Annotated in this window: 6 protein-coding genes and 1 pseudogene; 4 read left to right on the top strand and 3 right to left on the bottom strand. The window is 32.9% G+C overall.

Annotation, left to right across the window (positions count from 1 at the left end):
- Positions 1-36: 36 nt before the first annotated feature.
- From B0A75_RS03045 to B0A75_RS03055, 3 genes are all read right to left on the bottom strand, one after another.
- Positions 37-1,506, bottom strand: coding sequence for an MFS transporter (locus tag B0A75_RS03045; RefSeq protein ID WP_089052821.1), 1,470 nt, complete (start codon positions 1,504-1,506; stop codon positions 37-39).
- 168 nt (positions 1,507-1,674) lie between these two features.
- Positions 1,675-2,376 carry a LytR/AlgR family response regulator transcription factor gene (locus B0A75_RS03050; protein ID WP_089052822.1) on the bottom strand — a complete coding sequence of 234 codons (702 nt, stop codon included), beginning with the start codon at positions 2,374-2,376 and terminating at the stop codon, positions 1,675-1,677.
- The gene (locus B0A75_RS03055) at positions 2,366-3,418 is read right to left on the bottom strand and encodes a sensor histidine kinase (protein WP_089052823.1); all 1,053 of its coding nucleotides are present in this window, start codon (positions 3,416-3,418) and stop codon (positions 2,366-2,368) included. Before B0A75_RS03055 ends, B0A75_RS03050 begins: the two co-directional genes overlap by 11 nt.
- A gap of 269 nt (positions 3,419-3,687) precedes the next feature.
- Between B0A75_RS03055 and B0A75_RS03060 the strand changes: the two genes are divergently transcribed.
- The 4 genes and pseudogenes from B0A75_RS03060 to B0A75_RS03075 all read left to right on the top strand — a co-directional run bounded on the left by B0A75_RS03060 (position 3,688) and on the right by B0A75_RS03075 (position 11,862).
- Positions 3,688-3,882 carry a carboxypeptidase-like regulatory domain-containing protein gene (locus B0A75_RS03060; protein ID WP_165765078.1) on the top strand — a complete coding sequence of 65 codons (195 nt, stop codon included), beginning with the start codon at positions 3,688-3,690 and terminating at the stop codon, positions 3,880-3,882.
- A gap of 15 nt (positions 3,883-3,897) precedes the next feature.
- Positions 3,898-6,876: pseudogene (locus B0A75_RS03065) on the top strand (SusC/RagA family TonB-linked outer membrane protein); the annotation flags it as partial.
- A gap of 13 nt (positions 6,877-6,889) precedes the next feature.
- Positions 6,890-8,413, top strand: a complete 1,524-nt coding sequence (locus tag B0A75_RS03070) for a SusD/RagB family nutrient-binding outer membrane lipoprotein (protein WP_165765079.1) — start codon at positions 6,890-6,892, stop codon at positions 8,411-8,413.
- A gap of 401 nt (positions 8,414-8,814) precedes the next feature.
- Positions 8,815-11,862: a SusC/RagA family TonB-linked outer membrane protein gene (locus B0A75_RS03075; RefSeq protein ID WP_089052827.1), complete on the top strand. Its 3,048-nt coding sequence runs from the start codon at positions 8,815-8,817 to the stop codon at positions 11,860-11,862.
- Positions 11,863-11,872: the final 10 nt, after the last annotated feature.

The following is an 11,872-nucleotide window of genomic DNA, read 5'->3' on the forward strand; positions in this document are numbered from 1 at the left end:
GAATTTGGGATTTTTTTATTGTTTATTTTTTGGAATTTAGTGACCGCCGCCTTCGCTTTGAACGTGGCTGATTCCTTGTTTTTTTAATATTTTAGGGCAGTAGAAACCATAGAATCCTAAATAAGCAAATCCTAAAAGAGGTACAATATAAGAGAAATGTGTCCATGTAATACCAAAGATCCCTTCTGGTCGTGTAAGGTCAAAATCGCATATACTACCTTGTACTAAAGGAATAATTCCTCCTCCAAGAATCATCATGATTAAAAATGAAGATGCTTTTCCAGTGTTTTTTCCTAAACCAGCGATTGCTAAATCGAAGATTGAAGGCCACATAATTGACAAGAATAATCCACCAGAGATAAAGAAAAATTTAGCAATTTCTGGGCTTGGACAAACTAATCCTGCAAGCATCATTAATAAACCAGAGATTCCGAAAAGCATTAGTGTTTTTCCAGCATTTTTCCCTCCTATAAAACTTACTCCAATAAATACTAAAATCCAGATTGGATAGATGTAGAATGAAGAAACATCGTGTGCTGCAAAAATATTAGCTCCAATGATTACTCCAAATGCAACAGCAGGAACAATGAATTTTAATGCTGTATTTACTAAGTTTGAAGTATTGAAAACGTTAACACCGCCATTCCAACGGCCAATCATTAAACTTCCCCAATATAGAGCGATAAATGGTGCGATTGCATCTTCTAATACATTACCAAATTCGGCAGTATGAAGTAAGGCAGGCAGGTTGCTGATAATTGTAACTTCGGTTCCAACATAAATAAAGATTCCTAACATTCCTAGGTATAGTTGTGGATAATCAAGGATGTTGAACTTTTCGTGTGCTGTTTTAACTACTTCTTCCTCTTCTTTTGCTGGGTCTTCAATCTTAGAGAAATTCATGAAAATTGCAACTGCAATAAATGCAAGACCAAGGATGATAAAAGGTAATTTAATATCTTCTAAAGAAAGTGCTGTTTTTTTGTTGTCACCCATTCCAAATAAAGCGATTCCAAGTAAAATCGCTCCAATTGTTGTTCCAAAAGAGTTAATACCTCCTGCAAGTGTTAAACGGTGAGCTCCGGTTTGAGGGCTTCCCATTTTAATGGCTAATGGATTGGCAACAATTTGTTGGATAGAAAAACCTAATCCTACAGTAAATAAAGCTGTTAGAAAAAATGGAAAGCTTTCCATTGTTGCTGCAGGAATGAATAAAAATGAACCAAAAGCTGAAAGGACTAAACCAGCTGAAAGGGTTTTTTTGTATCCAAATTTTTGTAGAACATCTAATTTTAAGGAAACTAAAAAGAAAATCAAAGATCCTACAAAATACGCCGCATAAAAAGCCCACGCTACTAGTTGTGATTGAACTTGAGATAAGGTGAATACTTTTTTGAATACGGGAATAAGGATATCATTGGCGGAACCAACAAAACCCCAAAAGAAGAAGACTATTATCAACGAGATAAACTGCCCCCATTTGGTTTGCACATTTTCTGAACTCATAATTGTAATAAGGTTAATTTTTAATAAAATTGTTTTTTGAAGACCGTAAATATATTTGTTACGTGTATCAAAAAAAAATTATTGATTAAAAATAATGTTAAATTTAAACGAACTACAATATTTATTCAACAATGTGTTAATTTATATAGAGTTAGAAATGTTAAAGTTTTACTCCAAAATTCGATTTTTGACGTCTTTACTGTAATTTCTTCCAATAGGAATCGTGTAGGACTGAATCTGGATGCGGTTTCCTTCTATTGATTTTACTTTGTTTAAAGCAATAACATACGATTTGTGAATGCGCAAAAAGCGTTCAGCAGGCAGTTCTTCAGATAATGAGGTTAATGATCTGTGGGTGATATAAGTTTTATCAGGAGTAACAACTTTTATGTACTCTTTCATTCCTTCTATAAACAGAATTTCTTCAATATTAATCTTCATCATTTTTTTATCTACTTTGATAAAAATATGCGAATCGCTTTTTGAGGTATCGACTTTAATATTGTTTTTTAAATTATACTCTGTTGTAATTTTATTAATGCATTTTATGAATCGTGGAAGCGGAATGGGTTTTACTAAATAATCTAAAACATCAAGATCGTAACTTTCGGCAGCAAATTCTCTAAATGCGGTGGTTATGATTACTTTGGTTTTGTTTTCCATCAGGCTTATAAGTTCAAATCCAGTCATCATAGGCATATTGATATCAAGAAAAACGGCATCGACAGAGGTGCTGTTTATAAAATCCAGCGCTTCTAGAGAATTATTGAATGTTCCTATTACTTCAAAGTCTGTAAAATTTGCAAAGTAATTTTGCAGTACTTTTATAGCTAAAGGTTCATCATCAATCAATACACATTTAATCTTCATTATCAATTGGTATTTGTAAACGTATTATATAGTAATTCAGTTTTGTTGTATCTTTTAAACTAAAATGATTTTTGTAAATCAGTTTTAATCTCTTTTTTGTATTAACCAGACCAATACCGCCTTTTGAGTTAAGATTTTGTGAAAGTACAAAATTATTTAAGATTTCAAAATCTAACATTTTGTTATCAATAATCTTACAGTTGATTTTAATTTTTAAATTAGTATTGTTTATACTGCCATGTTTAAAGGCGTTTTCTACTAATGAGATAAAGATCAGCGGCGGAACCATTATATCTTCGATGTTCGATTCTAAGTTAATAGTAACTTCTACATTCTCAAAACGTAATTTTTCAATCTCAACGTAATTCTGAATATAATCTATTTCTTTAATCAGCGGAACAAATTTAGTTCCTTTTACATCATACAGAACATACTCCATTAAGTTCGAAAGTTTGATAATTACATCTGGAACTTTGTCTGAAGATTCTAATGACAATGCATAAAGATTGTTTAAAGTATTAAAAAAGAAATGCGGTTGAATTTGATTTTCTAGATATTTCAATTTGATTTTAAACTGATTTTCTCGCAATGATCTGTTTCTTTCACGTTCACGAAGCCAAGTCAGCGTTAAGTAAACAGATGAAGCCATTGCTAGAACATACAATTCTCCAATACATACTGCTACAATATGATTAATCTCAAACGGGTGATATTCTCGATTCGCTTCCGGCCAAATATTTTCTGAGATAATATAAAAGGTAAGTGCAGTTTTTAGAAGATAAATACCAAAAAGACTTGCTAGTAAAGCAAAAGTGTATGTAATGTATTTTTGTTTTAGGACATATTTAGGGACTAAAATAAATAGATTAAAATATACTAATGGAATGTGGAGTGAGAACTCAATTAAATTTGATTTAAAAGAATATGGATAGTCATTAAAGTAAGCGCCCCATCGCAAAAAATTGAGAGTGAAATAAGTGCCCCAGAACCAAATATGATTTTGAAGTTTTATGTCAAAGTTTAATTTTCGAATTTCGTTCAACTTTTTTAACGTTTTGTTATTATTTAGGGAGCACTTGTAAATACAGTACAACTTTACATAATTACTGTCAAAAACACAATTTTTTTGAATTAAATTTTAAAATAAATGTTAAAAAATGCTGTATTTCAACGATATAACGTTTTCGTAAAACATAATGTTGAATGTTTCGTGTTGTTTGTTTAAAAAACTGTACTGTTTGTATAATATATTTTTTTTAACAGTGCCTTAACAATATTTTTATCGCTTAACTAATCAAAACCATGATAAAAATGAAACAAATTATGTTAATCCTTGCGATTATCTTTACTTCGCAAATGTCGTTTGCACAAGTAAAAACGATCAAAGGTTTGGTAAGCGATCAAAATGGATTGCCACTGCCTGGAGTAAGTATTATTATTCAAGGTACAAAAACGGCTACCCAAAGTGATTATGACGGTAAGTATACGATTCAAGCATCTGCGTGAGATGTTCTTGCGTTTTCGTATATTGGTATTAAAACCCAAACAGTAACGGTGACTTCTTCACCTACAATTAATGTTGTGCTTAAAGAAGATGCACAAAATTTAAATGAAGTTGTTGTTACGGCACTTGGGATTAAAAGACAAAAGAAAGAACTGGGTTATGCCGTTCAAGATGTAAAAGGTGATCAATTAAATAAAGCGATCACAACAAATGTAACTTCAGCTTTATCTGGAAGAGTTGCCGGTGTAGACGTGTCAATACCATCAACGGGGATTGCAGGTAGTACGAGAGTTATTATTAGAGGTATTTCAAGTATAAGCGAAAGTAACCAGCCCCTTTATATTGTAGATGGAGTTCCTATTGATAATTCTGGTTTGTCAAATGATAATGCTGCAGCGAGCAGATGGTTTGATGGACGTGATAATGGAGATGGAATTTCAGGAATTAATCCTAACAACATTGAAAGCTTAACAGTATTGAAAGGTGCAGCTGCTGCGGCATTGTATGGTTCAAGAGCTTTGAACGGAGTAATTTTAATTACAACTAAAAAGGGAAGCAAAGGAAAGCTTCAAGTTGAATTGACAAGCGGTGTAAGCTTTGATCGTGTAAATGCTAAGTATTCTGATTTTCAAAGTGATTATGGAACTGGTACAAATGGTGCGTTGCCAGATCCTAGCAGAGGTCCTTCGGAACTTTATAATTACACTACCAGCGCTTGGGGACCAAAGTTTTCTCAATCTGTAGGAGCGCAAGTAAAAATATTTGACGGCTCGACAAGACCTTATGCTAAAGTCGATAATAATATTCAAGATTTTTTTAGAACTGGATTTACAACTACAAATGGAATTTCATTATCGGCAGGAAGTGATAATGCATATGTACGTTTTGGATATAATAATTTAAATAACGATGACGTAATTCCGGGATCTGGTTTAGAGCGAAATGATGCAAGTTTAAATGCAACTTTAAAATCGGATAAATTTACATTGGATGCTAATGTAAATTATATTGCCGAAAACACTGAAAACAGACCTGGTTTAGGTGATTCTCCTAATAATATTGGTTATTCATTAAGCGGATTGGCTCCAAATATTGATCAAGCTTGGTTAAAGAATTATAAAGATCCAGAAACAGGTAAGATATATGAATGGAATACTAATATTTATCAATTAAACCCATATTTTACAATAGACGAGAATCATAATTCATCTAAGAAAAATCGTTTTATAGGTAATGTATCAGGAACTTATCAGTTAAAAAGATGGGCAGCATTAACATTGAGATCTGGTTTAGATACTTATGCTTTTAGTGCTAAAGATTTTATGGCTGCAGGAAGTACATGGCCGGGAAGAGATGAAGGATATCTGGGTTTAAATAATATAAATGTGTCAGAGATGAATACTGACTTAATCGCAACTTTTAGTGATATAAAATTAGCTGAAGATTTTACTTTCTCAGGAATTTTAGGTGCTGGAAGAAGAGATTTTAGAAGAGATCAAAATTCAAGATTTGGAACAAAAATAATAGAGCCTGGAACTGAATACATTAGTAATTTTGTGAATCAAACAGAAAATGCTCCTGTGGAAACCAGAACCAGAACAAATTCAGTTTATGGTTCAGCAAAGTTTGATTACAAAGGATATTTATATGCGGAGTTTACAGGAAGAAATGACTGGTTCAGTGTAATTAATAAAGATGCTTTTTATCCTGCGGCTTCGCTAGGTTTTGTATTCTCTGATGCTTTTGATTTTAAAAATGAAGTTTTTAATTATGGAAAATTTAGAGCTTCCTGGGCTAGAGTTTCGAATGCTCCTGGTGCTTATAAAAATGCATTAAACTATACCACATTTGCATCTTACAATGGTCAGAGTGTGGTAAATATCAAAAATAGTGCGGCGCCAAATCCTAATTTAACTTACCAATCTAAAACAGGAGTAGAGTTTGGACTTGAAACTTCTTTCTTTAAAAATAGATTAAGAGCCGATATTACTGTTTATCGTGAAGATACTTCTGATCAAACTCTGGATCTTCCTTCATCTGCAACATCTGGATATGAATTTATTTCGGTTAATGCTGGAGAATTGCGCAACGAAGGTATTGAGATCTTTTTGTCTGGTACACCTATTAGAACTAAAGATTTTGAATGGGGAATTGATTTGAACTTCTCAAAAAATAAAAACTCAATTCTTTCTTTACATCCAGATATTCAAACTTACACTATTTCTGAAGCACGCTGGGCAGGGGCTTCTATTGTGGGAGAAGTTGGAGGTAAATACGGAACAATTATGGGAAGAGATTTTTTAAGAAATGATGCAGGTGAAAAAGTTGTTGGCGCAAATGGTCTGCCATTATTTACAGATGAAAAAGTAGCATTAGGAAAAGGTCTTCCAGATTGGGCTGCAGGTTTAACAAATAGATTTAGCTATAAAGGAATAACACTTCAATTTTTAATCGATATGAAATTTGGAATGGATGTGTATTCTATGACTAATTCTGTTGCGGCTCAAAAAGGACTTTTGGATGTTACTACTGATGGTAGAGATGCTTATAATCAAGCAAGAGCTCAAGCAATTGCGAGCGATCCTAATTTTAGTCAAGCGACATGGATTCCTACAGGAGGTTATGTTGCTGAGGGTGTGGTAAATGTTGGAACTACAGACAATCCGAAGTATGAAAAAAATACAAAACCTGTAAATCCTCAGGATTATTGGAATACAGTATTTAATAATACACCAGCTCCATTTATTTATGATGCTTCGTATGTAAAATTAAGAGAAGTTAGTTTAGGTTATCAAATACCAAAAAGTGTTTTTGCGGGTGCTAAAATTAACTCAATTTATGTTTCGGCATTTGCGAGAAACTTATTGACTTTTAATAAAGATCTTCCAAATGTTGATCCAGAATCTATGTATACATCTGGAAACGGACAAGGTTTTGAATATGGTTCATTACCATTTAGACAGTCGTATGGTTTTAATATTAAAATTGCATTCTAAAAAAAAAGATATTATGAAATTCAAACAAATAATAATAGCCATACTTGCATTATTTACTGCAGTAGGCTGTACTGAAAATTTTGACGCGCTGGAGAAAGATCCTGTGGCATTGACTGCAAATCCAGCTGGACAACTTACGTTTACACAATTGTGTATGTCAGGAGATGGGTTTTATCAATGGAGAACCAACTTAATTTATTCTGGTGGTTTTGTACAGCATTATTCTGGTGCATGGAACGTAACTACATTTGGAAGCAGATTTAATAAAGATGACGGATATGCTACAGCTTTATGGAGAAATGGATATTCTAATGAATTAAAGAATGTAGTAGATATTCTTGAAAATACAAAAAATGATCCTGCTGCTTCAAACATGAATGCTGTTGGTAAGATTATGAAAGTAATGGTAGCACAGCGTATGACTGATATTTATGGTGACATTCCTTATTCTGAAGCTGGTTTGGGGTACTCAAAAGGAATTGTAACGCCTAAATATGATAAACAAGAAGATATTTACGCATCATTTTTTAAAGAACTAGATGAAGCTTATAATCAGTTAAAAGTTGGCGGCGGAAGCATAAAAGGCGATTTATTTTATAAAGGCGATGTTCTAAAATGGAAGAAACTGGCAAACACATTACGTTTACGTCTAGGAATGAGAATTTCTGAGATAAAACCAGTCGAAGCTGAAAAACAAGTTAAAGCGGCTTTGCAAAACGGAGTTTTTGCCAGCAATGAAGATAATTGTATCATGCGCCATTTAGATGCAAGTTTTAATGATGATCCAGCATCTATTGATTTTAGAGGAAATGGACTTGCTTATGCTTTTGTAGGGAATGAAAATGGAGATCACTTTACAACTTTGGTCATAGATTATCTTAGAGACAATGGAGATCCTAGATTAACAATGCTTGCGACTCCTAAAAAAACCAGCAGTGTTAAGCAAGGTGCACCAATAGGACCAGGTGAAAATTTATACGAAGGAGTAAAACCAGGTTTGTATCAATATCAAGCTCCGGGTGGAACAGATGCAACATCAGGAATTCAAGATTATTTCAAGAAAAAAACGACACCTTTTTTGCATGTTAGTTACTCAGAAACACAATTGCTGCTGGCTGAAGCTGCTTTTAGAGGCTGGGTTTCTGGTTCTGCAGCTGATTACTATAAAAAAGGAGTTGAGGCAGGTATTAAGCAATTAGAAATTTATGGAGCGCTGCCGGCTGGTCAATCTAAAATTGATACTTACCTAAATGCTAAACCATTAGTTGCTGGAAAAGAAAAAGAACAAATTGCAACACAGCTTTGGATAACTTATATTTTTAATAGTATTGAAGCTTATTCAAACTGGAGAAGAACAGGATTTCCAAAATTAGTTCCTATTACAAATCCAGATTCTCAGACAAATGGTGTTACGCCAACACGTTTGTATTATCCAAATGATGAAATGCAGAAAAATGAAGCAAATTATTTAGATGCATTAGCTAGAATGGGAGGGAAAAATGACTGGTTGAATAAAGTTTGGTGGGATGCTAATTAAATAGAAATTCCTGCATAAAGTTTTGCCTAATAAGGTGTTATTGTAATTAAATCTTAGAAATTAAAATTATGATAACATTTTATTAGGCTTTTTTTTTAACATTTAATTACTTCTTTTTTTTTAATAGTATTTAAAAGAATTTGATAGTTTTTATCTTAAATAACAGATTTTCAAATATTTGTGATTTGTTAAATGATTTTTAATAAAACTAACCTATTGTTGAATAAAATCTCCGTAAATGTGGTAAAAACTGCATTTTATAGATAGGAAAACGTTTTCGTGCAACGGATTATTGATCGATTTATGTCGTTTGTTTAAAATTTCAGGCAGTTTGTATAATATATTTTTTTTAACAATCCCTTAAGAATAATTTTACATCATAACTAACAAAATAAATAAACATGAAAAAAATTTTCTTAATCTTTATGATTGTTTTTACGGCGCAAGTTTCGCTTGCTCAGGTAAAAAATGTTAAAGGTGTGATTACAGATTCTGATGGGATGCCGTTGCCGGGTGCATCTGTTGCTGTGCAAGGAGGTCAAAAAGGTTCTACTACCGATTTTGATGGATTGTACACTATTGAAGTTACAAAAGGACAAACATTAGTTTTTACTTATGTAGGTCTTGAAACACAATCGATAGTTGTAGGTGATGCTACTACAATTAATGTTAAAATGGTACCAGCTGCATCAAATGCGTTAAACGAAGTAGTTGTTACTTCATTAGGTCTTAAGAAAACTAGAAAATCTCTTACTTATGCAGCTCAAGAACTTAAAGGAGAAGAGTTGACTCGTGTAAAAGATGCCAACGTTATTAATACAATTGCAGGTAAAGTTGCCGGTGTTGCAGTAACAAAAAGTTCTGCAGGTACTGGAGGATCTACAAAAGTACTTATTCGTGGTAACTCTTCTATATTAAACAGCCAGCCGCTTTACGTAATTGATGGTATTCCTTTGTATAATGGTAGTTCAAATCAGCCAAATGATTCATTTGGTAGTACTGCAGGAGGTAACCGTGACGGGGGAGATACAGTTTCTTTGATTAACCCTGACGATTATGAAGGAATGACCGTACTTAAAGGTGCAGCAGCATCTGTATTATACGGATCTCAAGGAGCAAATGGTGTTATTTTACTTTCTTCTAAGAAAAACAAAGAAAACAAAGGAAACTTAGCAGTTTCTTCTGTTACTACTTTCGAATCTGTGCATTCTTTGCCAAAATTCCAAAATGAATATGGAACTTTAAATGCACAAAAATCTTGGGGAGGAAAAGTAGCTTCAAATGATTTTGTAAAAGACTTTTTTAATACAGGAGTTACGCAAATTACTTCTGCTTCATTTACAACAGGATCAGATATTGCTTCTACAACTTTATCTTATGCTAACACTTCTTCTTCAGGGATTATTGAAGGTAACGGATTAAAGAAAAACAATTTTGGAATCCGTCAAACAGCTAAATTTTTCAACAATAAATTAACTGTTTCTGCTGATGCAAAATATACAAGCCAAACTATTGATAACAGACCGGTAAACGGACTTTATTCAAATCCTCTTACAGGTGTTTATTTGTTTCAAAGAGCAAATGACTTCAACTTTTACAAAGATAATTTCGAATCATTTATTCCTTCTAGAAACCTTTACGGACAAAATTTCTACACACCATTGGATGCTGATATCTACGTTCAAAACCCTTATTGGTTAATTAATAGAAACAAATCTGTTGATAAAGATAATTTCTTTAACGGAAACATCGCTTTAGATTATAAAGCAAACAACTGGTTGAGCATTGGTGCAAGATACAGCTATAACAGAATCGAAAATGATTTTGATAAGAGAATTTATGCTACTACAAATAATTCTTTGTCTGGATATAATGGTAGATATATTAATGTAGGTACATTAAGTACACAACGTTATGGAGATTTAATTGCTAAAATCAATACTAATTTCAACGAGAATTTCAGCTTTAATGCTATAGTAGGTGCTAGTATTAATAATACTTTAGCAAATCATTCAACTACTTTAGATTCTGGTATCACTCCAGGGCTTATTAATGCTAACTTATTTACATTAGGAAATTTTGGAAGTAACAAAGGTGTAGATAACTTAAATCTTCAAGCTACAGGTTCTGCTAGAGAAGTTCAATCTATATTTGCTTCTGCTACTTTTGGTTACAAAAACATGTTGTATTTAGATATTACAGGACGTAATGACTGGTCGTCTACTTTAGTAAATACGGATACTCCATCATACTTTTACCCATCTGTGGGTGTGACTGCTCTTATTAGTGAAATGACAACTTTGCCAGAGTGGATTAACTTTGGAAAAGTAAGAGGAACTTATGCAGAAGTAGGAAACGACGTTTCGGCTTTCGTAACTTCTCCAAAATCGACAGTTCAAGGAGGTATTATTATTCCTCCAACAGTAGGACCAAGACCAGGTGAATCTTTAAAACCTGAGTTAAAATCAGAATACGAATTTGGTACAGAATGGAGAATGTTTAATAACAGATTTGGTTTTGAGGTTTCTTACTACAATTCAGAAACTAAAAATCAATACATCCAAGTTCCTGCACCAAGTACTAACCCTTATGGTTATACAAATTATGGAATTAACGCTGGTAGTATCGAAAATCATGGTATTGAGCTTGTTCTTACTGGAAAAATCATCACTGGAGATAAATTCTCATGGGATACTACAGTAAACTATTCTCAAAATAAAAACAAGGTTAAAGAAATTCCAGAAGAATTAGGAGGAACAATTCCTTTAACTCCTGTAAACAATATCAACTACAGATATGCTTTAACAGAAGGAAGACCATTTGGAGTTATTGAAGGAAAAGGTATCGTTAAAAACGATAAAGGAGAAATTGTTTTAGATGACAAAGGAAACTTAGCAATTGAAGGAGCTTTCCGTGAAGTTGGTAATGCAAATCCTGATTTCATGTTAGGTTGGTCAAATACATTTAAGTTTGGTGCTTTTACAGCTAACTTCTTAATCGATGGACGTTTTGGAGGTGATGTAATGAGTATTACAGAATCTATGAATGATTTTTACGGAGTTTCAAAAAGAAGTGGAGATGCAAGAAACGCTGGTGGTGTTCCTGTAAATGCAGTTATGCCTAATGGTACTAAAGTTACTTCAATGGATGCTCAAAAATATTACGAAGCAGTTGGCGGACTTAACGGAGCTACAGCTGAGTATGTATATGACGCTACAAACGTAAGTTTAAGAGAGGTTTCACTTGGCTATACTTTCAGTAAAAAAACATTGCCATTTGTTAATACAGCAACTTTATCATTAATCGCAAGAAATTTATTCTTCTTTTATAAAGATGCACCTTTTGATCCAAACATTGCTTTAAGTACAGGTCAAGGTTTACAAGGAGTTGATATTTATGGTTTGCCATCAACAAGAAGTATTGGTCTTAATTTAAATGTAACTTTCTAATTTAAAATAT

This window comes from Flavobacterium oncorhynchi, assembly GCF_002217355.1.
Lineage (GTDB): Bacteria > Bacteroidota > Bacteroidia > Flavobacteriales > Flavobacteriaceae > Flavobacterium > Flavobacterium oncorhynchi.

Excerpts from the sequence above, each read along its gene's own strand:
- B0A75_RS03045 (WP_089052821.1), bottom strand. The coding sequence starts at position 1,506 with ATGAGTTCAGAAAATGTGCAAACCAAATGGGGGCAGTTTATCTCGTTG.
- B0A75_RS03050 (WP_089052822.1), bottom strand. The coding sequence starts at position 2,376 with ATGAAGATTAAATGTGTATTGATTGATGATGAACCTTTAGCTATAAAA.
- B0A75_RS03060 (WP_165765078.1), top strand. The coding sequence starts at position 3,688 with ATGAAACAAATTATGTTAATCCTTGCGATTATCTTTACTTCGCAAATG.
- B0A75_RS03070 (WP_165765079.1), top strand. The coding sequence starts at position 6,890 with ATGAAATTCAAACAAATAATAATAGCCATACTTGCATTATTTACTGCA.
- B0A75_RS03075 (WP_089052827.1), top strand. The coding sequence starts at position 8,815 with ATGAAAAAAATTTTCTTAATCTTTATGATTGTTTTTACGGCGCAAGTT.